This window comes from Bacillota bacterium, from assembly GCA_024653485.1.
Classification (GTDB): Bacteria; Bacillota; SHA-98; order UBA4971; family UBA4971; genus UBA6256.
In genome coordinates this window covers 18,650-41,457 of the sequence record JANLFY010000015.1, presented here as the reverse complement: position 1 = coordinate 41,457, position 22,808 = coordinate 18,650, and the positions used below count along the sequence as shown (strand labels likewise).

Below are 22,808 nucleotides of genomic sequence, written 5' to 3'. Positions count from 1 at the left end.
TCTCACCTCGCCTGCGTCACCGCCAGCTGCTCCCCAGCGCCGCACGCAGGATTTCACGCCCCACCGGCGCCGCGACACGTCCGCCTGACCCTCCATTCTCTATCACGACCGCCACCGCGCAACGCGGCTTCTCCGCTGGCGCGAACCCCACGAACCACGCATGGGGCTCTCCGTGGGGGTTCTGGGCCGTGCCAGTCTTGCCCGCGACCCTCACTCCCGGCAGGGCAGCCGCTCGAGCAGTCCCTCTCGAAACCGCCTCCACCATCATTTCCGCGACCAGCCGTGCGGAGCTCGCGGAGGCCGGCACTCCCAAGATTGCACCAGTCACTCTGCGAAGAGGCGTTCCGTCAGGGGAACGCACTTCGCGGACCACATGCGGTCGACGCATCACACCGCCATTGCCGATCGCCGCAATGGCGCACGCCATCTGGAGAGGGCTCACCGCGAGCGCGCCTTGGCCGATAGACACCTGGGCCACGGATGCCCTGTCGAGAGCGGGAGCCCCCGCGGTGATGGTCCCCGCGGCGGTCGGCACGTCAAAGGGCAAGGCGGTTGCAACATGGAAGCCCCGAAGACCATTATACAGCTTTTCCGAGCCGGCGCGCCAGCCGATCTGGGCAAAGGCGACATTGCACGAAAGAGCGATGGCCGAAGCGAGGTCCACGTCGCCGTGGGCAGTGCCGTCAGGGCACGCCACTTTCCGATCGTCGTCGTCTCGGACCCCCACCCCTATCGCGCCTTCGCACCGGAAGACTTCATCCGCGCCCACCGCCCCGCAAGAGAGAGCTATCGCGGCTATCAGCGGCTTAACGGCGGAGCCAGGCGGGTAGAGGCCGAGAGTGGCCCTGTTGAAGAGCGGGCTGGTCTCGTCCTTCACGAGGCTCTCCCATTGGGACGCTATGCGCTCGGGCGCAAACCCCGGGTTGCTCACCATTGCGAGAACCGCGCCGGTCCTGGGATCCAGCGCGCAAGCAGCGCCTCGGCGGCCTGCCATCGCTCGCTCCGCGGCTCGCTGCACGGTGGCATCCACCGTCAGGATGATGTCGTTTCCTCGCTTGCCGCCTCTGGAGAAGACGTCCCTCGCGATCCTCGCGAGCAGGCTCTCCCCGCCCAGCCCGAGCAGCTCAGAGTTGTAGCTGGCCTCGAGCCCCGCAGTGCCGTACCTCGCGTCTTCGTACCCGATGAGGTGCGCGAGCCCGGGCGGACCCGCATACAGCCTCGGCCCTCCGGGCGCGCTGTCCCTCGCCACTAGTTCGCCTCCAGAGAGATATATCCCTCCGCGGACGATGTCACGCCTCGCCTCCGCAAGCCTGGGATTTCTTGGGTGGGCGGAGAGGTCCGGCGCCTGCAATATACCCGCGATGATCAGCCTCGCCGCGAGCACGGCGAATGCGGCAAGAAATGCGATGAAGATCCGGCGGAGGCTATCCGTCAACTCCCACCCTTCTTTCCTCTCTTGCCCGCTCCTCGCGCTCCTCCCATGCGATTCGCAAGAGGAGCCCGAGTGCGACAAAGGAAGTGATCATGGAGCTACCGCCGTAACTTACGAACGGCAAAGTCACGCCGGTGAGCGGCACCAGCCCGAGCACGCCGCCGATGATCGTCAATGACTGCAGCCCGATGAGGCATGTCAGGCCAGCCGCCAGGAGCGCCCTGAAGTCGTCGCTCGACCGGGAGGCCCAGAGAAGCCCCCTGTGCACTAGGAGCGCGTACGAGGCGATCACGGCGAGCCCTCCCACAAGCCCCATCTCTTCGCAGATCGCGGCAAAGACGAAATCCGTAGCGCTGGCCGGGATCACGTGCGCCATCCCGCGCCCAGGTCCCACCCCGATGAGCCCACCCGCCGCCACGGCGAACATGGACTGAACATTCTGGTATCCAGACGAATCCACGAACCGCCATGGGTTGAGCCACACGACGAACCTCGCCCTCACATGCGGAAACATCCAGGAACACGCGAATCCGCCCACGGCCAAGAGAGCCGCCCCACCCAGCACGTATGAAACCCTCCCCGAGGCCGCGTACATCATCAGCAGAAAGACGCCGAAAAACAGCAGAGCTGCGCCGAGATCTCTCTGAAACACCAGAAGGACCAGGGCAAGAGCCCACATCATGGCAAGGGGCCCTGAGTACGACAGGTCAGGCAGGGGTAGGCCCAGGAGCCTCCTTGATGATCTCCTCAAGAGCGCCTTCGTGTCCTTCAAGTAGCCTGCGTAGAACGATACCATGAGGATCTTGGCGGCCTCCGACGGTTGAACGGCAACGAACCCGAGGTCGAGCCACGACTTGGCGCCGCCCACTTCGACACCGAACGCTATTGTGCTCGCCAGGAGCAAGCAGGCCGTCGCAGCCGCGATGAACCTGTATCTCTCGAGCACCCGGATCCCTGGAGTATACCTCACCAGCATCCAAGTGAGGCCAGCCCCCACCGCGAGATGTCCCACCTGCCTCACAGCGAGTCCTGGGTCGAGCCTGAGCACCTCGGCCAAACCCAGACCGGAGAGAAAAGCCACCAGCGAGAAGATCACGGGGTCACCAGCGCGGCGCCCTCTGCCCAACAACACGTGACACGCAAGAAACACTCCGAGGAAGCTCGCGACCACAACCCATCCCGGCGATCGATCGGGTTTCCCCGACGCCACCGTGGCCATGACCATGCCCATCATGCCCGGGAGGAGGGCCGTGGCAAGCAGTGTATCGGAATAACCCGGTTCATCCCGATCCCAGGTCGCCTGGTGCATCTCGCGCATCATGGCAAGTCCAAGAACACCGCTACAGCGGTGATATTGTCGTGACCTCCTCCGTGCATCGCCAGCTCCACTAGCTGGTCCACGGCCGACCCGGGGTCGGAGGCGGAAGCCATTACTCTCAAAATCTCAGAATCGTCCACCGCGCCGGATAGACCATCGGTGCAGAGGAGGAACCGGTCACGCCCCGCGAGCTTGCAATAGCCCACCTCGACTTCCACGTCCGGTTGCGTGCCGATTGCACGAGTGAGGAGGTTGCGCTGTGGATGAGCCCGCGCTTCGGGCTCTGAAAGCAGGCCCATGCGGATGAGCTCGCCGACGATGGAATGGTCCTCGGTGAGCCTGCATATCTTGTTCTCTCGAATCAAATACGCCCGGCTGTCACCCACGTGGCCTATGTATGCTTTGTCGCCCGCAATGAGCAACGCGGTAAGGGTCGTGCCCATCCCTTCGCACGAAGGATCGTCCACGGATCTCTTGTACACGGCACGGTTGATTCCCTCCAATGCCTCCGCCAGGGCAACCCCTGGGTCTCCGTCACCAGGAGGTCTGAACTCCCTCAACATGCGGATGGCCATCCGGCTTGCGATCTCACCCGCCTCATGGCCGCCGAGACCGTCGGCAACGGCGAAGATTCCGTCGCCGACGAGATAGTCGTCCTCGTTAACGGACCTGACAAGACCCACATCCGTACGGGCAGAGGCCTGCATAACGCTCACCCCCGGAACCGAAATACGGTGTCGCCAACTTCCAGCCGGTCTCCCCTCCGCAGGAGCCTTTTGCGGCCGAGTCTTCTGCCATTCACGTAAGTCCCATTGGCACTTCCGAGATCGCGCACGAAGAACCCCGAGCCCGAGAGGACGATCTCGGCGTGTCTCGCCGACACATACGGGTCGAGGATCACTATGTCGCTCTCGGGCGACCGCCCGAGGACTGTGACACCTCCCAGGTCGAACCACTCACCTGGTGACGGGACCCCGGGTCCGGTCTCGACCTCGAGTCTACCTTGGCTCATTCCCCGTTCCCGCACGCGAGGCTGCCGATCGCCGCCTCTCACGAGGCCCCCCGCCCTCGCCGCCCGGTAGAGAAACAAGCACGTGAGACCCGCGAGGACGACGCGCGCGAGGAACCAAACGAACGCCACCCGTCACGCCTCCCTGAAGCGGGCCGCGACCTTGCCGAAACTCACCACGTCCCCATCGGCAAGGAGGTGCCGCGACACTTTCCTGCCGTTGACGTACGTGCCGTTCGTGCTGCCAAGATCCGCCACGTAGAAACGACCGGACTCCAGCCCGATCTCGGCGTGACGCCGGGACACGCCGGCATCTTCGATGACGATGTGGCACGAGCTCGACCGACCCACTATCATCCTCTCGCCCGAGAGCGGAACCACTCGCTCTCTGCTCGTCCCATACATCAGCGCAAGATGAGCAAACCCTGGCTGACCTCGTTCCAGGTGGCCCGGAGAGTCCTGACGTGCGACTGGAGCGCCTGAACCATCCGGTAGCTGGGCCGCCAGCTTCAGGTCAGCCCGCGCCGACCCATAGTCGTGGACTTCCCCAAGGACCGGGCACCGACGGGTCGAGCCGCCGTCTTCTTCACCGCCGGCCTCGTCGTCCTCGACGAACAGCCCGTCGACCCGTATGTCCCCCGGTTTCGCGTCTTCGTCCGCCTCGAACTCCACATCTACCCGCCCTACGAATGAATAACCCTGCCTACGTGCGCGTGCGATTACGTGGCCCGAGAGCTCGCGCGATAAGGTGCGCGCGAGCGGCCCAAGGTAATCGACATCCCTTGCGTGCAGCTTCACCCTGTAGCGATTGGGCACGTAGGTACGCGACACCGAGATCCTCTTTTCGTCCTCCATCTCGCGCACGAGGTACCGCCCTATCTCCACAGGATGGGTGGCGTCGCGGGCACGGCGGAAGATGCCCTCGACTACCTCCTCGATCGCCCGTTCAACCCGTGTGAGGAAGCTCATCACCAAGCCCCCCGAACCTTCCGGCAAAGCCGTGCGCGTGTTCCCAGTCGCAGTATATCTCCGCCGATGCTCACCTGCAATATCTGCGGCGGAGCTGCCCGCACGCGGCGTCGATGTCGAGACCGAGTTCTCGTCTCACGGACACAGGAATCCGCGCGCGCTTCAGAATGGCGAAGAAACGCATTGTCGTCTCACGAGACGAGCGCTGAAAGCCCTTTTCCGTGACGGGGTTCAGAGGGATCAGGTTGACATGGGCGAGCATGCCTCTCAGCAGTCCAGCAAGCTGACTTGCCTGCTCAGGGCCGTCATTGACCCCTCGAATCAACGCGTATTCGAAAGTGACTCGTCGCCCCGTGCGGCCCGCATAGAAAGACGCGGCCTCCATCAACTCCGGGATGGGGTAACGTTTGTTGATCGGCATGATCTCGTCGCGCAGGTCGTCCGTAGGGGCGTGCAAGGATACTGAAAGAGTGACGGGAATCCCTTCTTCGGCAAGCCGCCTCATGCCGGGGACCAGGCCGCACGTAGACACGGTCATGCGGCGGAAGCTCAAGTTCAGGCCCTCCTTGGCGTTGAGGATACGGAGCGCCTTCACGGAGGCACCGTAGTTGTCGAGCGGCTCGCCTGTTCCCATCAGCACGACCCACCCCACCCGTGACCCCTCCTGGGGCGCCGGGGCAAAGTCCGCGTTCATCTTGAGGACCTGGTCCACTATCTCGCCTGGGCCCAGGTTCCGCACGAATCCCCCGACTCCAGACGCGCAGAAGGCGCATCCCATCTTGCAGCCCACCTGCGTCGAAACGCACGCCGACGTGCCGTACCCGTACTTCATCCTCACCGCCTCCACGCAGTTGCCGTCGGCAAGCCCCAAGAGATACTTGACCGTGCCCTCCGCCCCAAGCCTCCGCGAAATGATCTCGAGGTTCGTGATGCGCGCGACCTCGCCGATTCTCCGGCGCAGCGCGAGCGGTATGTTCGTCATTTCATCTAGCGACGAGACGCCCTTCCGGTGTATCCACGAGAAAACCTGCGTTGCCCTATACGAGGGCTCGCCCATTTCCACTAGGAAATCGCGCATCTCGTCCGGAAGAAAGCCTTTGATGTCCGGCTTGACACCGGGTTTAGAACCAGCCCCTTCGCCTGAAGTAGACAAGGAAACCTCCCCCTACGAGAAGCATCACGATCCATGCCATCAGGTAACCGTACCGCCATTCGAGTTCCGGCATGTACCTAAAGTTCATGCCGTACACCCCCGCGATGAACGTGAGGGGCAGGAACACCGTGGCGACTATCGTGAGTCTCTTCATCACCAGGTTGGCTCTATGAGACGACATGGACATGTAGAGCTCGAACAGGTTGGCGACCGCGTCTCTCGCCGAGTCGAGCATGCCGTGGATCCTGAGGGCGTGGTCTGAAACGTCCCTGAAGTACCATGCGGCTTGTTCCGATATGAAAGCCACGTCTCGCCGGGCCAACCTTCCCACCACTTCTCTCGTGGGCGTGAAGCTCTTTCGAGCTCGGAGGATGCTCCTCCTTATGGCGGTAAGCCGCTGAAGAACGTCTCCGGTGCGCCCCATGAGAAGAGCCTCCTCGGTGTCCTCGAGCAAGTCGTCCCATCGGTCGAGCAGAGGCACGAAAGCGTCGACCAACTCGTCGAGAAGCGCGTGAACCAAGAAGTCGGGCCCCATCGCAGGCGTCTCGGGATGCTCCCGGAACCTTTCGATGCACCGGTCCACGATGGCGGCGGGCCGCGTGTGGACCGTTACGACGAACGCCTGCCCCACGAATATGTCGAGCTCTCCGATGGAAAGCCTGTCACAGGTCTCGTCGGCGGCGCACTCCACATAGTGGGTTACTACGAACAGATAGTCGGAGAACTCATCCACCTTGGGGAACTCGCTGTAGGCTCGGCAGTCCTCGATGGACAGAGGATGGAAGTGGAAGACGCGCGACAGCATCTGGAATTCGTCCTCCTCCGGGGCCTGAAGATCAACCCACAAGACGCCCTCCCCACGCCGGGTGGCCCGTTCTATCCCGGACTCGTCCTCCAGAGGAAGCGAGGCCCCGTCGCGACCGCCGAAGAGGAACGCCCGCACCATGTCCCCTCACCTCACCTCCTTTGGATTCGTTGCCAAGACCAAAGCTCCTTCCGTGAGTATCTCCCTTTGGCAACAGGTAGTATGCCGGCTCGCGGCTTGTCGCGCCCAAGCGCTGCCCTCATCTTCGCTCAGCAGGAGATTGACAGGAGGGCGTCGAAACGCACGACAGTCTGTCACGACGTCGTCACGTTGAGGAGGCTGAGGATGCCGGTGACCACTCGAGTGTTCCTTGTGAGACACGGAGAAACCGAATGGAACGCAGCCCACCGATTCCAAGGACATCGCGACATCCCTCTCTCTGCTGGAGGGGAGCTCCAGGCGGAGAGGCTGTCCCACAGGCTAGCGCGGGAGAGCCTCGCCGCCGTGTACGCGAGCGACTTGTCTCGGGCGGTCGCGACTGCTCAGGCCATAGCGAGACCCCATGGCGTGCCGGTCGTGGAGTTGAGGGAGCTGCGGGAGATAGACATGGGGGAATGGGAAGGAATGAGTTTCGAAGAGCTCCAAAGGACCCGATCTTCGGATGTCTCGCGATGGCTCGAGGACACGACAAACAACCCCATCCCAGGAGGCGAGTCTTACGCCAACCTGATGGACAGGGTTGTGCCGAAGGTCATGGAGCTCGTCTCGGCCCATCCGGACGCCTCAATCTGCGTCGTGAGCCACGCCGGCCCCGTCAAGATGGTGCTGTGTGACGCGCTGGGGATAACACCCGACTCTCGCCATAGGATACGCCTAACAAACGGGTCTCTCTCCGCCGTCGAATACTGCCCCGGGAAAGCCCCAAGGGTGCTTCTCATGAACGACTCATGCCACCTGCGAGCCCTTACTTGATCACCAGGCCGAGCACGGCCACGGCTGCCAGGAGCACCTTGAGGAGGCCGTTCTCCTTCCGCAGAGAGTCCACGTCCTTGGCGGTCTGCGCCTTGTACGCGGCGAAGTCGGCAGCGAGGTCCGCAAGCGCCGTTTGGAGGGACGTGTCAGTCGACAGTCTCGCCGCGCGCTCCGTCGAAAGGCCTTGTTCAAGCGTGAGCGCCTTCCCGGCGACTTCACCCAAGCTCTGCTCCAGCTCTGCGTCAGCCGCGTTGAGCTCGGCCACGCTCATGCCGACCTCGGCTTGCAGTCTCCTCACGTCCTCCTGCAAAGCGGAGAGCCCGTTCTTGGTTGCGAGGAGGTCGTCGTTGGTCGCGGAGAGACCCAGACTGAGGGTCTCGATGCTCTTCCCGAGGTCGCGCTTGGCAGTCACCAGCCCCTCCGTGACCAGCGCGAGCTGGGGTTCAACGGTGCTCAAGCGCAAGATCGCCGCGGAAAGATCCTCGTCGAGCTGCGAGAGCTTTCCGTCGTGAGCATCTAGGCGGCCGGAAAGGCCCTTGTCGGCCGCGTCCATTCGACCGGCGAGGTCCGCGATGGACGCCTGGGCGCTGTCAAACCCCTTCACGAGCTCATCTGCCAAGCGGCTGACTTCGCGTTCGTTCTCATCTATCCTCGCGGAAAGCCCCTCCTCGGCCTGACGGGCTCTCTGGTCTGCGGCGGCCACGCTCTTTGCCGTCGATGCGGTGATTTCCGCGATCATCTTCTGCACTTCGGCCCTCATCTGACCTTGGGTATAGGTGAGCCGGGCGAGGTCCTCTTTGATGACGACCTGAGCTCGCGCCTGCTCGTCAAGGGATTTCTTGAAAACGCCCAGATCGTTCGCTACCTGGACGAGTTCCTGCCGAAACTCCCCGGACAGCTTTCTGAGGAGTTCGACGTCTTCGGGCGTCGCGCCGACCTTCCCCGTCTCGATCTCGTTGAGGATCTTCGCTATCACTACGGCAAGCGTGTACCTGTCGACCGATCTTCCGCCTTGAAACGTTCCGTCTCCGTACAACGCTAGATAGCCCTTGTCCACGAGCATCTTCACGGCCTGGTATGCCCAGTGATCCTTCGGAACGTCCTTTACTTCGGCCGCCATCCCTGCGAAAGGCACGGCGACGAGCGTCACCGACATCACTATGATGCACAGCGCTTTCGCAGGTAGGCCGATGCGCGTTTTCGTGCTCATTGCATTCCCCCCAATACAGCTAGGATCCGCTGTAGTCCGCCCGTTGTGTTCCGCCTCTTCATCGTCAGTCGTGGTTTCGCACTGTCACGGAGGCGCCTTGCACAGAGACCGGAAGAGCCGCCCCACCGCTTCGGGCGAGCAACACGTTCTCCAGCAAGATGTGGCACGCCCCTGGAGTCCTCGCGCGGAAACTGATGGTCGCGAGGATGCCCGTGACGTCCCGCGCCTTCCGGAACCGTCCTGAGACTCCCTTCACAACACCCGTCGAGTTGTCGATCACCCCCTCCTCCCAGGAGGCCACCGCGTCTTCGTCCACGAAAGCCGTTCCCTTGGATACAAAGACGGCCTCGAGAATAGAGGGATCAAACCGCACGTCCAGGCGCATCTCCTCAAGACCCGCCAGATTCCGTCCCACCACGTCCACGGTGAAGAACTCGCCCGCCTCCCGCATCACCGTTGGCGCCTGCACGAGGATTCGTGAAGCAAGCTCAGGCACACGCACCCGTCCAGTCGCGAACCTTTCTTCTGCGCTGCGCGACTCAACCTTGACCACGTAATCGAAATCCCCCGACTGCCCGGAGGGTGCTATCTGCCACACCTCCGCCCACCTCTCACCCGGGGACACCGTGCTCGGGAACCTCGATGCCTTCTCTCGCTCCGCGAGCCGGATTCCCTGGCCGAGGGCGAGCACCGCCTTCACCCCATATGCGGGTGCGCCGCCCACATTCTCGATAACCGCCTTCACACGCAGCAAACCGGGATCGAACTGGTCATCCTTCACAGTGAACTCCGGCGCCGCCTCCACTCTAACCCTCAAGTCGGGGGGTGCGAGGACTCTTACAGAGCGTCTCACCCGGTTGGCCTCGGCGTTCTCGGCCTCCACCGCCACCGAGTACTCGAGGTCCGCCTGTCCAAGTACGTCGGGCACAATCTCCCATGCGACTTGCGCGGTCTCTCCCGGCCGGAGGTCGCCTACGGCCCGCCCCGCCTCTTCTCCGGCAGCGAGCGCAAGCCCCTTGGGAAGCTCGATAGCGACACGGACGTTCAGCGCAACCGTGGGACCCGAGTTCTCAACGTAGGCCACCACGGGGAAGGTCGCCGGCCTGTCCCTGCCCAACGTGACCTCGGCGGGCGACGTCACCCCTATGGAAAGCACTCCAGGCGCTACACTGATGCCTCCCATTCCGTAGAGCGTCGTGAACTCCATCGATTCTCCGGGAGCTAGAGGTCTGGGATCCCAGTACATCGCAATCGCGCTGTCAAGCTCGTACTCACCCGTCCTAGTGAAGTCTCGACCGGGTGAGACGTCGGTATCCCAGACTCCGTCGGCAAGACTCCCCCAGTTCGTGAAAAGCACGCGATCGGGCGTCGTTACCTCAGACCCTCCTAGCGTCCCCTGGCTCGTCACGGAAGGGCTTGACAGCGAGTCGAACGCCTGCCAGAAGCGGGGCATCTCGTTTGACCCCAATACGGTGTCGGAGACAATCGCCCTGTCCCCCGCGCGAAAAGGCGCTCCGTCATTCGCTCCGAGCATTGTGTCGAGCATCATGCGAAGCCCCACCTCATGCGCAATGGAGCCCAAGTTCGTAGCCACGTACGTGATCCTCGCGGTGTCCAAGAGCCCCGTGGTGGTGCTCCTCACAATGGAGAGCACCTGAGAGACCTCTATGTCGCCGAACCTCCAGGCAGCGACGATGCTGTCGCCGGACACTGCGGGTGCGACGACCTCAGTGCCGTAATTGCCTGTTCCTCCGGGTCGACGTTGCGTTCGACCGCCGAAGACGTAATCCTCGCCGTCCACCCTCACGGTGGTGTAGGATGTCCAGGGACAAGGCCGACCGTACACGAGCGGCTTGTCATCGTCCGCATCGTTCAGTGGATCTCCACCTGTGGAGTCCACGGCGAATCTCGCGGTGCCGTCGTCCGTCGCGTTCACAAACACCTTTATGTACTGGTTGCCAATCTCGAGATTGGGCACCGAGCTCAAGCCCGTCCCCTCGACCTTCATCGCGGCAGGCCACGGCGCGATGAAGCCCCCCATGCATGCGACGACCGTCAGGGCAACCCCAACGAACGGGCGGGTCATCTTGGCTTTCCAACTGGTCACTCGTCAACCCTCCCATGCGACTTGGCGACATGCCGCACTCGCCCTCAGTCGCCCAGGATCCTCACCCCGCCAAATGCTACCTCCACTGACGACTCCCTGAAGGTCACTCGGACCGACAATTCGTACGGCCACCCAATGGCCTGGAAGCGCCATAGGCGTGATATCGCGCGCATAGCCGCTTCATCCAGGCGTGGATCGCCTGACCCTTGTATCACGACGACGCTCGTTGCGACGCCAACCGAGTCCACCTTCACCGCCAGCGCAACTACGCCCTCGACCCCTTCGTTCTGGGCGTTCTTCGGGTAGACCGGCGGAACGCCTGACAAGACGAGCGCTCGCCCCGAGCCAAACTCCTCGCCACGCGGTTTCGCAGGGCCGGCGGCCGAAGAAGACGTCTCGGGCTCAACGGGCCCCGTGCCCCCTGCCGTCGCGTCGGTCGCAGCTGCCGCGCCCTGGCCCGCTCCAGCAGGTGGGCCGGGTGCCGGGGTCGTGCCCGATGCCTCCGCCCCGGCTCCTTGGGACGACCCTGCCGACGCAAGTGGCATCGGTTCTCCAGACTTACCCGTGAGAACGCTCTCACTGGTCGCCCCCCCTGCCCCCGTGGGCGTCCCGTTCCCCTGCGTCTCGCCCGCGCCAGCGGCTTCACGTCGCGGAGCTGTGGGTTTCGCGGAGGGCTCAGACTGGCCGTCGCCATTCGTCGCCTTCACGCTGGACACGGCCCCTGCCTTGGGGGACTTCTCGCTCTCCTGAGAGGCAGAAACCTGCGCCTTCCCAGGTGCGGGCGTCTTCTGTTCCACTTTGGGAGCGGGCTTGAGCGAAACCGTCCCTTCGGCCTTCGATTCGGGTGCCGGCCTGGGAGCGGTCTTCGACTGGGGCTTGGGCTCCGGTTTGGGCGTCTCCGTCGCGGCGACTTGTGCTTCTGACCCGTCGCCCTGAGTCCCCGAAGCGGTATCTGCTGAGCCCGGTCGCGGCGCTGCGGCCACTTGTCCGTCCTGACTCCCTTCCCTCGGAGCCTCGAACGCCTGTTCTATCTCACCGAACTCAACCGGGAACACCACGACTCCTCCAGGGCTCACTACCGGCACGAGCAGTATCACGGCAGCGTGAACCAGGAGCGAAACCATGAAAGCCAGCCCCATCCTCGACCTCCCCTTGCTACGCTCCACCTACGCCACCGTCCTTTCCCTCCTGGCCCTCCGCTCTCATCGTCCCGACTCCGTCATGTCGTTCGTGTCTCCAGGCCCGTCCTATTCCTGCGCTCCCTCCACACGCTTTCTCTCCGCGGCGAGCGCAAGTCTAGTGGCTCCAGCCAGCCTTGCAGCGTCCATGACCTCGACCAGCTTGGAGTACCTGGCATTGCTGTCCGCCCTGATGATCACGAACTGGTCCGGATTCGCTTGAACGCTCTTTTCGATGTCTTGTCGCAGCGAGTCCAGGGTCATCCTGCGGTTTTCAAGGTAGACGTCTCCAACCCTGTCTATCACGACTGTTATGCCCGCGGATTCCTGTGGAGTCGCCGTCGCCGCCTTCGGAAGCCTCACGGTTAGTCCCGCGGGATTTGAGCGAAACGTCGTAAACAGCATGAAGAACGCGATGAGGAACATCATCACGTCCACCATGGGAACTAGATCAACTCGAGGCCTTCTGCGGCTGCTTCTGCGAAATTCCACCTTCGCTCACCCTTTCCGCAAGGAGGTTCACCAGGCTCGACCCAAACTCGCTCATCTCGACGAGCCTCCTGTCTATGAGCCCTGTGATGTACACGTGGAGGACAAACGCCGGGACGGCGATGACAAGCCCAGCGGCCGTCGTGATCAAGGCCTCGGCAATGCCTGCGGAGAGCGCCCCCGCTTCGAGCATCTGCGGCGTCCTCGCAAGGACCTGAAAGTTCTTGATCAGCCCCGTGACCGTGCCGAGCAACCCCAGGAGTGGGGCAACCGTTACCACCATGTCCAGCATCGGAAGGTGACTCTCGAGGAGGAACGCCTCACGCTCTCCGGCGGCCTTGACTTCCGCTTCAAGCTCTGCCTTGGGCCGGTTTGCGTTGGTGAGCGCCACTGTGGCTAGCGCTCCGACCTGCCCTCGCAGCTGCTGTACGGCAGCTACAGCCTCGGCCATCCTGTCACGATCGATGGCCACCGAAATGAGCCGCAAGGCTCGCTCAGGGTCCTGCGACGTCCTGAGCATGTAGAGGATGCGTTCGAAGGCTACGGCAAGCGCCAGGACCGAGCAGATAAGCAGTGGGATCATCACCGGTCCGCCCTTGATGAGAACATCAACCATGTCGTGCTCCTCCAATCAACAATGGGTCAGGATCTCATGCTCATTGAGCGTGTTTTCGACACCAGGTTCCATACTTCCTTCACGTGTTCCAAAGACCTTGAGGTTTTTCCACATAGAGGGCATCTGCCATTTCGTGGCACAGAGACAGAGAGGCCGGGAGAGCGGCTCTCCGCGGCGCGGCGGCCGTGCTCCCGGTCTCTTCGTGCCCTTCCAATCCTGGTCAGCGACGCTAATTCTGTCGCTCGTAGGGGACACCGCTCGCGGCGGGCGGGACCGCCTTCCCGATCACCCCAGCCAGCGCGGCCATTGTCAGGATGTATGGTGCCATGAGCAGGAACTCCCGCGGGATGATCATGATACCGAGGGTCTGCGACAGGATTTGCAGCGCGTCGGCGAACCCGAAGAGGAGGCAGGCTCCGAGCGACCCGAATGGCGTCCACTTCCCGAATATCATCGCGGCGAGGGCTATGAATCCCCTGCCCCCAGTCATGTTCTCCTGGAACTGGCTCAGGAAGCCTAGAGACAGAGACGCGCCGCCGATGCCCGCGAGGGCTCCGCTTGCGAGCACGCACATGTACCTGATCTTGAACACGTTTATCCCCACCGTCTCGGCGGCACGAGGATGCTCTCCCGCCGCTCGTATGCGAAGCCCCAGCGCCGTCTTGAAGAGTATGAAGTGCGCGACTATCACCGCGGCCAGCGCAATGTACACAAACGGAGTATGCTTGCCTATCATCTCCCCAACAACCGGGACCTTCTCCACTATTGGGATGGTCCAGTCGGCTACCTTGGGAACGGGCGGGGACTGCCCCGCGTGCTGAAACACGCTCCGAAGCATGAAACCGGTGAACCCCAGCGCGAATATGTTTATGGCGACTCCGCTCACAACCTGTTCGGCTCTGTACTTGATCGACACGACGGCGTGAATCGCGGCGACACATACCCCGGCCACCGTCGCGCCGAGCACCCCGAGCCACGGCACTCCGGTTAGGTGAGAGACGAGCATCGCCATGAAAGCTGCAACCAGCATTATGCCCTCGAGTGCGATGTTGACGACTCCCGACCTCTCCGAGAACACGCCGCCCAACGAGGCAAGGATGAGAGGCGTCGCCATGCGCAGCGTCGACACGACGAGAGCTATGTATACGGTGACGTCCGTGAGCCTATGCAGCATGATCATCCCCCCCATCCACTCCGTGCGCGAAAGCCTCGGCCGCGACCGGCACCTTCTGCCTTCGCCTGGGCATGACCAGCCGCCTTATGATCTCGTCAGCCGCCACGATGAGCACTATGGTCGCCTGCATTATCCCGATGATCTCCTTGGGTATCCTCGCTATGCTCTGCATGAGGATGGCTCCCCGCGCGAGGGTCCCGAACAGGCAGGCAGCGGCGAGCACACCGAGCGGGTGATTCCGGCCCAAGAGCGCCACGGCTATGCCGTCGAAGCCGTACCCCGTGAAGCTGAATATGTCGAGGAACTTGTACTGAAGCCCCAGCACCTGAACGGCCCCTGCTGCCCCCGCCAGCCCTCCGCTCATTAACATCGCCAGCACGATGTTCCTACGAACGCTGATGCCCCCGTAACGCGCGGCTTCCGCGTTTTCGCCCACGGCCCTGATCTCGAACCCCAACGTGGTCTGGAAGAGAACATAGTACACCAGCCACACAGCCGCAATGGCCAGAATGACCCCCAAGTGCAGCCTGGTTGGTGGAAGGAACCTCCAGAGCTTTGCCGTCGGCGCGATGGTTGGCGTCACAGGTAGAGGGCCTGGCGCTTTCAGCGGTCCTATTACGAGATAGTGGCTGAAGTACAGCGCGATGTAGTTCATCATTATCGTGTTGATGACCTCGTGCACCCCGAGCCTCGCCTTTAGATAGCCGGGCACGGCGCCCCACACCGCCCCCGCGGCCACACCGGCCGCCAGAGCGAGGGGCATGTGCACGAACGCAGGAAGACCGGTGAGGGAGAAACCCACCCAAGCTGACACGATTTGCCCCATGATGAGCTGGCCCTCAGCACCAATGTTGAAAAGCCCGCACTTGAACGAAAGAGCAACCGCGAGCCCGGTGAAGATGAGCGGAGTCACGTTGATCAGAGTCTCGGCCAGATTGCCCAGACCTCCGAAAGCACCGCGCACGAGAGCCCCATAGGCGGCCGCAGGGCTCTTGCCACCCAGTGTCACCAGGATGGCGCCTAACACCAAAGCCAGCATCACGGCTATGACCGGGATGAAGAGCTCCCTCGTCTCTTCACGTTGCACTAGCCTGCGCCATCCCGTGAGCACCTTCGTGCCTTGTCCCGGCTCGGGCATCACGCTCACCTCCCGCTCGCGGCACCGCTTGCGAGCTTGTCCCCTCGACTGGCCCCCGGCGGCCGCCGGCCATCAAGAACCCTATCTCCTGCTCCGTTGCCTCCTCGGCTTTCATGCTACCGACTATCTGACCCTCGTAGAGGACGAGTATCCTATCGGAAAGCGACATGATCTCGTCGAGTTCCAGCGAGACGAGGAGTATGGCTTTCCCCTCGTCGCGCTGGGAAACGAGCCTTCTGTGCACGAATTCTATTGCCCCGACATCCAGACCCCTGGTAGGCTGAGACGCAATGAGGAGTCGGGGCTCCAGGGAGAGCTCCCTTGCTACCACGACCTTCTGCTGGTTCCCGCCGGAGAGCGCTCCAACTCGAACGTTCTCGCTTGGCGTTCGGATATCGAACTCCGATATGAGCTGGCGGGCGTAGGTCCGGACCGCCCTGTAGTCCAGGTTGACCCCTCGCGCGAACGGTGGCTTGTAATACCTCTCCAAGATGAGGTTCTCAGCTATGGAGAAGTCGAGAATGAGGCCGCGCCGCTGCCGGTCCTCCGGAACGTGTCCAACCCCTCTCTCTATCACTTGTCGAGGAGGCCTATTCGTGACATCTACGCCGCCCACCAAGATCCGCCCAGCGCTCACCTTGCGCAGCCCTGTGAGCGCTTCCACGAGTTCGCTCTGGCCGTTCCCCTCTATCCCCGCGATGCCCACGATCTCTCCCGCCCTCACTTCGAACGATACGCCTTTCAGGGCGGGCAAGCCTCGCGAGCTCCTCACGTGGACGCCCTCGACCGTGAGAACCACGTCTTTGACCCGAGGCGGGCCCTTTTCCACGGAAAGCACCACGTCACGCCCCACCATCATCCGCGCCAGGTCCTCCGGTGTGGTCTCACGCGTGGGAAGCGTCCCCACGACCCTTCCCCGCCTGAGCACGGTCACCCGGTCGCTTATGGCCATGACCTCCTTGAGCTTGTGTGTGATGAACACTATTGACTTCCCTTGGCTCGCCAGGTTGCGCATGATGCCTGCGAGCTCATCAACCTCTTGCGGCGTGAGGACCGCGGTGGGCTCGTCGAGAATGAGCACCTCCGTGCCCCGATAAAGAGCTTTCAAGATCTCCACACGTTGCTGCATTCCCACGGATATGTTCTCGACCCTCGCGCTCGGGTCCACCGCAAGCCCGTACTTGGCCGAAAGGTTCTTCACGTTCTCCACAGCGCGCCGGGAGTCGAGAACGCCGCCGGCCGCCACCGGCTCCGTCCCCAGGACGATGTTCTCCGCCACGGTGAAAGGCGGTATGAGCATGAAATGCTGGTGCACCATGCCGAGGCCGAGCTTGATAGCGTCGTTGGGGTCTCGAATGCTCACGGTCTTGCCCCTGACGCGGATCTCTCCTCGGTCTGGTCGGTAGAGACCGTAAAGCACGTTCATTAGGGTTGTCTTCCCTGCGCCGTTCTCCCCGAGGAGTGCCAGTATCTCGCCCGGGTACACATCGATGCTCACATCGTCGTTTGCGACGACGCCCGGGAACGTCACTGTGATACCTCGCATCTCAACCACGGGAGCATTCCCACGTTCTGACAGCGAGCACACCTCCCTTTTCAAAAGTGCCAGGCGCCGCCGCTCGCGCGAGCCGGCACCTGGCACTTCCTGCCGCTCCCCCTCGCGGGGAGCTGCGCCGCGCTTGCGTACTCTCGCCGCCGGGCGGCTTACAGCGCGGGCGGCGTGAAGGTCTCGAGGTCAGCTCTGGTAGCAGGGATCACGAGCTCCCCACCGACGATCTTGGCCTTGTAAGCGTTCACCTTGTCCAACACGTCCTGCGGGACGTGCTTGGAGGTCTCGTCGCACGGGCCTACACCGTCTTCCTTGAGGCCGTACTCGTAGTGGGCCGCCTCAAACGTGCCGTCCTTCACCTTCGCGGTGACGTCGTACACCGCCACGTCCACACGCTTCAACATGCACGACATGACGTTGTCGGGCGCGAGGTGATGCTGGCAGGAGTCGACTCCCATGGCCCAGAATCCGGCGCCCTTCTCCTTGGCGGCCTCAATGACCCCTATTCCGCACGCGCCGGACGCATGATAGACGATGTCAGCGCCTTGGCTGAACTGCGCGAGGGCTACCTCTTTGCCCTTGGCGGGATCGTCAAACTTGCCCGTGTAGCCTATGAGGACCTTGACGTCGGGGTTCACGGTGCGGACTCCCGCGAGGTAACCCACTTCGAATTTCTCAATGACCGGGACATCCATACCGCCCACGAACCCGACCGTCCCCGTCTTCGTCATGCTAGCCGCGATGATCCCCAGGAGGTAGGAACCCTCGTGCTCCTTGAAGGTCGCTGACGCGACGTTCGGCTGCTCAACAACGCTGTCGATGATGCCGAACTTGAGGTCCGGATATTGGGGGGCAACGTTGTTCATGGCGTCAGTCATCAAGAAGCCGATGGCCCAGGTTATGTCGTACTTCTGATCGCCGAGGCTGCGGAGGTTGGGCTCGTAGTCGTCCATCTTCTTGGACTCTACGACGTTGATCTCAGCGCCCAGCTCGCTCTTGGCCTTCTCGAGACCACGGTAAGCCGCATCGTTGAACGACTGGTCCCCAAGGCCTCCGATGTCTGTCACCATGCCCGCCTTGAACGCCTTCGCTTCCTCGGCCTTCTGCGCCGTCGGAATCCCGCGAACTGCTATATACACCCCAGCTAGTACGACGATTACAGCGACCACCACGATCCAGGTGGTTCTCTTGGACATACTGAAAGCGCCTCCTTTCACGTTGAAGAAGCCCCGCGACGCTAATTAACGCAAGTCACGGACCGTGCCGCCCGCCGCATCCCTCCCTTCGGGCCACGCCGGCCGGACGACAGGGAAGACTCCTTCGGAGTGCTTCCGCCATGCTGGCCACGTTCCCAGAAGATATGGATTCTACGCTCGATCCGTTTCTTCCTCCCCACAGTCACAATTTGTCCCGCTGCTTGCCAGGGCACGGAAGACCCGCCTCACCCGTCAGTGGGTTGAGGCGGGCCGCGATTCCACAGGGAAACCCGTCGCAAGCCAAACCGCAGGAACCCCGGTTGGGAGCGCCGGCCCCCGAGCGATGCGCCTGGCAAGATGCCGGATGCTCATGCCCTGAACAGGAACTGCTCGCGCCACCATCACGTCGCGGAGACGACGCTCGCTCACCTTGCCAGCGCGGGCCTCACGGGTAGATGCCTCTCAACCTCTCGGCCTCGGCAACCCTCGAGATGGCGAGCATGTAGGCAGCGTTCCTCATGTGGACCTTCTTTTTCTGTGCCATGTCGAGCACGGCTTCGAAGCTGTGATTCATGATCTGCTCGAGCTTCCCGTTGACTTCCTCTTCAGTCCAGTAGTACACCATGAGGTTCTGCACCCACTCGAAGTAGGAAACGGTCACGCCGCCTGCGTTCGCCAGGATGTCGGGGATGACCATGACTCCCTTGTCATAAAGGATGTCATCCGCCTCCGGCGTCGTGGGCCCGTTCGCTGCCTCCGCCACGACCTTTGCCTTCACGCGCGGCGCGTTGTCCGCCGTGATTTGGTTCTCGAGAGCAGCCGGCACCAGCACGTCACACTCCAGCTCGAGAAGGCCCGCGTTGGATATGGGTTCAGTCCCTTCGGCTCCCACAACGGAGCCGGTGAGATTCTTGTGAGCAAGGACCTTCGCGGGGTCGAGGCCTCTATCGCAGTATACACCGCCCTTGGAGTCCGAGACGGCCACGATCTTGCAGCCGTCCGCGTGCAGGAGGGATGCGGCTATGGAGCCCGCGTTCCCGTACCCCTGGATCGCGACGCGCAGACGGTCCATGGGTACACCGATGTGCCTGGCTGCCTGTCTTATAGTGAACACGCAGCCTCTCGCGGTAGCTTCGTTCCGCCCCAGCGATCCGCCCAGTGGAATGGGTTTGCCCGTCACAACGCCAGGCGTGAACTCGCGCTTGTGAGTGCTGTACGTGTCCATTATCCACGCCATCACCTGAGCGTTGGTGTAAACGTCTGGCGCCGGGATGTCGGTGTGTGGCCCTATCACCCCGCTAATCTCGCTTGTAAAGCGCCTGGTCAACCTCTCGATCTCGCCCTGCGACATCTCCTTGGGATTGCACACGACACCGCCCTTCGCGCCACCGAACGGGATGCCCACCACCGCGCACTTCCACGTCATCCACATAGCGAGCGCCTTCACTTCGTCGAACGTCACACCGGGATGGTACCTGATGCCGCCCTTGCCCGGGCCCCTCGCGGTGTTGTGCACAACCCGGTACCCGGTCACGACCTTCACCGTGCCGTCGTCCATCCTGACGGGAAACGCCACTTCCAGGCTCGTCTTTGGATGGCGAAGGAGCTCACGGATTCCCGGGTCGATGTCCAGCCTCCCCGCAACCGCATCATACTGCTGCAGGGCGATCTCGTACGCGCTCTTGGGCCTCGTCTCCGCGCTCATGCCGCATCCCTCTCCTCTCTGGTTTGTTGAGTTGCGCACTCCTCGAGCCACACAGCGGATCCCCATCTTCCGTTGCCGTCATCACACAGCCTGCAAACCACGTGCCAGCGTCTCTCCGCACCGGCTCACCTCGACACCGCCGCAGCGCTGCCCTGACTCCCGCACAAACCGCTGCCTTGCACCGGGCTCCAGCGTTCCCATCGCGGGACGACGCTCGCCAGTGCAAGACTCTGCATTCCGCCATGCCAAGATTGCACTCTCTTGCACAAACCACGTCCCGCCCTCCAAGGGCGCCGAACTCTTGATCCGGCGAGCTTGATTTCACGACGCCCGTCGGAGATCGCCCGGACGGAGGGGGCTTCTTGAGCCACCTCATCGAGGCAAGCGTCCTGCGCCACGAAGACCCAGGCCTATGAGGGAGTCAGGCCCCTTCCTTCCTGGCCCCGCCGTCCTTCGCGCCGGTCGGCAGAATCTCGCCGACGAGATCGTGGTCGCCCGCATCGACTATCCGCACTCTCCGGAACTCGCCCGGCGGAGGGTGTTCGTTGCCGATGTAGATCAAACCGTCGATCTCCGGCGCTTCAGCCTGGGAGCGGCCCACAGTGACGAGATCGCTCTCCTCCGACCTTCCCTCGATGAGCACGTCGAAGACTCTGCCCACCCTCGCCTCGTTCTTCTCACGAGAGATGACTGCCTGGACTTCCATGGCCTCCCGGCGCCGTCTCTCCTTGATCCTTGAAGGCACCCGGCCCCGGAGCCTCGCGGCAGGCGTGCCCCGCTGCGGCGAGAACGCAAAAACCCCGACCCTGTCGAGGCGGACCTCCCTCAGAAAATCGAGGAGCCGCCCGAAGTGCTCCTCGGTCTCTCCCGGGAATCCCACCATGAACGTGCTCCTGATGGTGACGTCGGGCATGGCTTGCCTGAGCCTGGCGATGATCTCCCGCGCGGATTCCAAGGTCCCTTTGCGGTTCATGGACCTCAGGATGTCGTCGTCTGCGTGCTGGAGGGGCAGGTCGACGTACTTGCAGATCTTTGATTCAGACGCCATGACCTCAATGAGCTCGTCGGTCACCCTCGATGGGTACATGTAAAGCACTCGCACCCACCTCGGGCCATCGACCTCGCAGACCTCCCGAAGCAAGCCGGCCAAAGACGGTCTTCCGTAGATGTCCTCTCCATACCTCGTTGTATCCTGAGCGATGAGGATCAGCTCTTTGACCCCATGGCTGGCGAGACGCCGAACCTCGGCGACCACAGACTCACTCGGCCGCGACCGGTATGGGCCGCGAAGCTCCGGGATCACGCAGTACGAACACCGATTGCTGCATCCTTCCGCGATCTTTACATAAGCCATGTAGGGCGGAGTCGAGAGAATGCGCGGTGCGTTCTCGTCGTGCAGGTAGCACGGAGTCCCCACCTTCGCGATTCGCTGCCCCGCGAGAGCTTGTCTTACCACTCCCGCGATGCCGGGGAAGTCTCCTGTGCCGACTACAGCGTCTACCTCCGGCATTTCGGCGAGGACTTCGGACGCGAACCTCTGGGCGAGACACCCCGTGACTATCAGAGCGCGGCACTTCCCTGTTTTCTTGTACCTGGCGAGGTCAAGTATGGTGTCGACCGCCTCCTGCTGAGCTGCGTCTATGAACGCGCATGTGTTCACGACTATGACGTCCGCGTCCTCCGGGCACGACGTCAAAAGATACCCGGCCGAGCTCAGCAAACCTGCCATTACCTCGGAGTCCACCAAGTTCTTCGCGCAACCCAGGGACACCAGTGCTACAACCTCGCCCATGGCCCTCACGGATGTATCGCGGCTAGCCCCCTCGGAATGAGAGTGAATTCCATCGACTCCTTGACGAACACTTCGCCGTCCATATGAAGCGGCACAGGTGCAGACGAGCGAATCGAGACGTACCGCGCCCGCATCATCGTAGTCTGTCCCATTCTCGTGTGAGACCCCGTGAAGACCTTGGGGAGGTGGTACAGAGTCTCCAGGCTCCCCATGGACTCCACGACGCACACGTCGTACAGACCATCGTCGGGCACGGCATCCGGGACGATCTTCATGCCCCCCGCGTACGTCTTGCCAATCCCTACAGCCACGAGGAGAGGCCGCACTGTCATGACCTTATCGTCGACTGTCAGGACCATCTCGCAAGCCTTGTATTCCGCCAGAGTCTTCAAGACCGCTATCACGTAGAGAGGGGCCCCGCGCACCGGAAGCCATCTCAAGTCGCTGCTAGCCGCTCTCGCGGCCGTGGCGTCGAACCCCACTCCGACGGCGTTGACGAAGTACCTTTCGTTGACGCGCCCGAGGTCGCGCCTACTAGCCTTGCCCCTGACAAGCACGCGGCACGCCTGCTCCACGTCTCTGGGAAGACCCAAGCTAATCGCCATGTCATTGCCGCTTCCACACGGTATGACACCGAGGGCAGCCTCCCGCCCGGCTATTCCGTTGGCAACCTCGTTCGTCGTCCCGTCCCCGCCGGCCGCCGCGATCACCTCGTACCCCTCATCAACCGCTTTCCTTGCCGCTGCTGTGGCGTCGCCGGGGCCTTTGGTCACGTAAATGTCGTAGTCTGCCCCGCCTTGCTCGAGCGCTCGACAGATCACCGGAACGGCTCTGACCGCGCGCCCCCGCCCTGCCATAGGATTCACTATGATCTTGACCCGCAACCCATCGACCCCCTGCATACACCCTGCTAAGTGCGCGTCGCGCGGCCTTCGAGCGCGAAGACGGGCGCGCCCGCTCTCGGCGCTGTTCGCCCGGCGGCCACAGGCCTCCGGG

At 62.8% G+C, this 22,808-nt stretch carries 19 protein-coding genes and 1 pseudogene; 1 reads left to right on the top strand and 19 read right to left on the bottom strand.

Annotated features, from left to right (window positions below; genetic code table 11):
- Positions 1-16: 16 nt before the first annotated feature.
- The 7 genes from NUW12_10975 to corA all read right to left on the bottom strand — a co-directional run bounded on the left by NUW12_10975 (position 17) and on the right by corA (position 6,827).
- Positions 17-1,435: a penicillin-binding transpeptidase domain-containing protein gene (locus NUW12_10975; protein ID MCR4403274.1), complete on the bottom strand. Its 1,419-nt coding sequence runs from the start codon at positions 1,433-1,435 to the stop codon at positions 17-19.
- A complete protein-coding gene (locus NUW12_10970) occupies positions 1,425-2,741 on the bottom strand; it encodes an FtsW/RodA/SpoVE family cell cycle protein (GenBank protein MCR4403273.1) in 1,317 nt (438 codons plus the stop codon). The genes NUW12_10975 and NUW12_10970 overlap by 11 nt, the downstream gene beginning before the upstream one ends.
- Positions 2,742-2,749: 8 nt before the next feature.
- Positions 2,750-3,457: a Stp1/IreP family PP2C-type Ser/Thr phosphatase gene (locus NUW12_10965; protein ID MCR4403272.1), complete on the bottom strand. Its 708-nt coding sequence runs from the start codon at positions 3,455-3,457 to the stop codon at positions 2,750-2,752.
- A gap of 5 nt (positions 3,458-3,462) precedes the next feature.
- A complete protein-coding gene (locus tag NUW12_10960; protein MCR4403271.1) occupies positions 3,463-3,891 on the bottom strand; it encodes an FHA domain-containing protein in 429 nt (142 codons plus the stop codon).
- Between the two features lie 3 nt (positions 3,892-3,894).
- Complete coding sequence (locus NUW12_10955; protein ID MCR4403270.1) at positions 3,895-4,728, bottom strand: FHA domain-containing protein; 834 nt, start codon at positions 4,726-4,728, stop codon at positions 3,895-3,897.
- Positions 4,729-4,798: 70 nt separating this feature from the next.
- The gene (gene rlmN, locus NUW12_10950; GenBank protein MCR4403269.1) at positions 4,799-5,830 is read right to left on the bottom strand and encodes a 23S rRNA (adenine(2503)-C(2))-methyltransferase RlmN; all 1,032 of its coding nucleotides are present in this window, start codon (positions 5,828-5,830) and stop codon (positions 4,799-4,801) included.
- Positions 5,831-5,849: 19 nt separating this feature from the next.
- The gene (gene corA, locus NUW12_10945; GenBank protein ID MCR4403268.1) at positions 5,850-6,827 is read right to left on the bottom strand and encodes a magnesium/cobalt transporter CorA; all 978 of its coding nucleotides are present in this window, start codon (positions 6,825-6,827) and stop codon (positions 5,850-5,852) included.
- Between the two features lie 204 nt (positions 6,828-7,031).
- On the opposite strand from corA, the gene NUW12_10940 reads away from it, so the two are divergent.
- A complete protein-coding gene (locus NUW12_10940) occupies positions 7,032-7,658 on the top strand; it encodes a histidine phosphatase family protein (protein MCR4403267.1) in 627 nt (208 codons plus the stop codon).
- Here NUW12_10940 and NUW12_10935 read toward each other — a convergent pair.
- From NUW12_10935 to NUW12_10880, 12 genes and pseudogenes are all read right to left on the bottom strand, one after another.
- The gene (locus tag NUW12_10935) at positions 7,651-8,868 is read right to left on the bottom strand and encodes an S-layer homology domain-containing protein (GenBank protein MCR4403266.1); all 1,218 of its coding nucleotides are present in this window, start codon (positions 8,866-8,868) and stop codon (positions 7,651-7,653) included. The two genes, NUW12_10940 and NUW12_10935, sit on opposite strands and share 8 nt — an antisense overlap.
- A gap of 64 nt (positions 8,869-8,932) precedes the next feature.
- A complete protein-coding gene (locus tag NUW12_10930) occupies positions 8,933-10,975 on the bottom strand; it encodes a cellulosome anchor protein (protein ID MCR4403265.1) in 2,043 nt (680 codons plus the stop codon).
- Positions 10,976-11,019: 44 nt separating this feature from the next.
- Complete coding sequence (locus NUW12_10925; GenBank protein ID MCR4403264.1) at positions 11,020-12,141, bottom strand: TonB family protein; 1,122 nt, start codon at positions 12,139-12,141, stop codon at positions 11,020-11,022.
- An 81-nt stretch (positions 12,142-12,222) separates the two neighbouring features.
- Positions 12,223-12,594: a biopolymer transporter ExbD gene (locus NUW12_10920; protein MCR4403263.1), complete on the bottom strand. Its 372-nt coding sequence runs from the start codon at positions 12,592-12,594 to the stop codon at positions 12,223-12,225.
- A gap of 10 nt (positions 12,595-12,604) precedes the next feature.
- Positions 12,605-13,258, bottom strand: coding sequence for a MotA/TolQ/ExbB proton channel family protein (locus NUW12_10915; protein ID MCR4403262.1), 654 nt, complete (start codon positions 13,256-13,258; stop codon positions 12,605-12,607).
- A gap of 229 nt (positions 13,259-13,487) precedes the next feature.
- Positions 13,488-14,438, bottom strand: coding sequence for an ABC transporter permease (locus NUW12_10910; protein MCR4403261.1), 951 nt, complete (start codon positions 14,436-14,438; stop codon positions 13,488-13,490).
- A complete protein-coding gene (locus NUW12_10905; protein ID MCR4403260.1) occupies positions 14,422-15,570 on the bottom strand; it encodes an ABC transporter permease in 1,149 nt (382 codons plus the stop codon). Before NUW12_10905 ends, NUW12_10910 begins: the two co-directional genes overlap by 17 nt.
- Positions 15,571-15,634: 64 nt before the next feature.
- Positions 15,635-17,116, bottom strand: a pseudogene (locus NUW12_10900) (ABC transporter ATP-binding protein).
- Positions 17,117-17,274: 158 nt separating this feature from the next.
- On the bottom strand, positions 17,275-18,315 hold the full coding sequence (locus NUW12_10895) for a BMP family ABC transporter substrate-binding protein (protein ID MCR4403259.1): 1,041 nt from the start codon (positions 18,313-18,315) through the stop codon (positions 17,275-17,277).
- A gap of 445 nt (positions 18,316-18,760) precedes the next feature.
- A complete protein-coding gene (locus NUW12_10890; GenBank protein ID MCR4403258.1) occupies positions 18,761-20,020 on the bottom strand; it encodes a Glu/Leu/Phe/Val dehydrogenase in 1,260 nt (419 codons plus the stop codon).
- A 421-nt stretch (positions 20,021-20,441) separates the two neighbouring features.
- Positions 20,442-21,812, bottom strand: a complete 1,371-nt coding sequence (gene rimO, locus NUW12_10885; protein MCR4403257.1) for a 30S ribosomal protein S12 methylthiotransferase RimO — start codon at positions 21,810-21,812, stop codon at positions 20,442-20,444.
- A gap of 5 nt (positions 21,813-21,817) precedes the next feature.
- The gene (locus NUW12_10880; GenBank protein ID MCR4403256.1) at positions 21,818-22,696 is read right to left on the bottom strand and encodes a diacylglycerol kinase family lipid kinase; all 879 of its coding nucleotides are present in this window, start codon (positions 22,694-22,696) and stop codon (positions 21,818-21,820) included.
- Positions 22,697-22,808 lie beyond the last annotated feature (112 nt).

What these genes read in the sequence shown, in the direction of transcription:
- NUW12_10970 (MCR4403273.1), bottom strand. Translation starts at nt 2,741, where the DNA reads ATGCACCAGGCGACCTGGGATCGGGATGAACCGGGTTATTCCGATACA.
- NUW12_10965 (MCR4403272.1), bottom strand. Translation starts at nt 3,457, where the DNA reads ATGCAGGCCTCTGCCCGTACGGATGTGGGTCTTGTCAGGTCCGTTAAC.
- NUW12_10955 (MCR4403270.1), bottom strand. Translation starts at nt 4,728, where the DNA reads ATGAGCTTCCTCACACGGGTTGAACGGGCGATCGAGGAGGTAGTCGAG.
- corA (MCR4403268.1), bottom strand. Translation starts at nt 6,827, where the DNA reads ATGGTGCGGGCGTTCCTCTTCGGCGGTCGCGACGGGGCCTCGCTTCCT.
- NUW12_10940 (MCR4403267.1), top strand. Translation starts at nt 7,032, where the DNA reads ATGCCGGTGACCACTCGAGTGTTCCTTGTGAGACACGGAGAAACCGAA.
- NUW12_10935 (MCR4403266.1), bottom strand. Translation starts at nt 8,868, where the DNA reads ATGAGCACGAAAACGCGCATCGGCCTACCTGCGAAAGCGCTGTGCATC.
- NUW12_10920 (MCR4403263.1), bottom strand. Translation starts at nt 12,594, where the DNA reads ATGGTGGACGTGATGATGTTCCTCATCGCGTTCTTCATGCTGTTTACG.
- NUW12_10915 (MCR4403262.1), bottom strand. Translation starts at nt 13,258, where the DNA reads ATGGTTGATGTTCTCATCAAGGGCGGACCGGTGATGATCCCACTGCTT.
- NUW12_10910 (MCR4403261.1), bottom strand. Translation starts at nt 14,438, where the DNA reads ATGATCATGCTGCATAGGCTCACGGACGTCACCGTATACATAGCTCTC.
- NUW12_10905 (MCR4403260.1), bottom strand. Translation starts at nt 15,570, where the DNA reads ATGCCCGAGCCGGGACAAGGCACGAAGGTGCTCACGGGATGGCGCAGG.
- NUW12_10895 (MCR4403259.1), bottom strand. Translation starts at nt 18,315, where the DNA reads ATGTCCAAGAGAACCACCTGGATCGTGGTGGTCGCTGTAATCGTCGTA.
- NUW12_10890 (MCR4403258.1), bottom strand. Translation starts at nt 20,020, where the DNA reads ATGAGCGCGGAGACGAGGCCCAAGAGCGCGTACGAGATCGCCCTGCAG.
- rimO (MCR4403257.1), bottom strand. Translation starts at nt 21,812, where the DNA reads ATGGGCGAGGTTGTAGCACTGGTGTCCCTGGGTTGCGCGAAGAACTTG.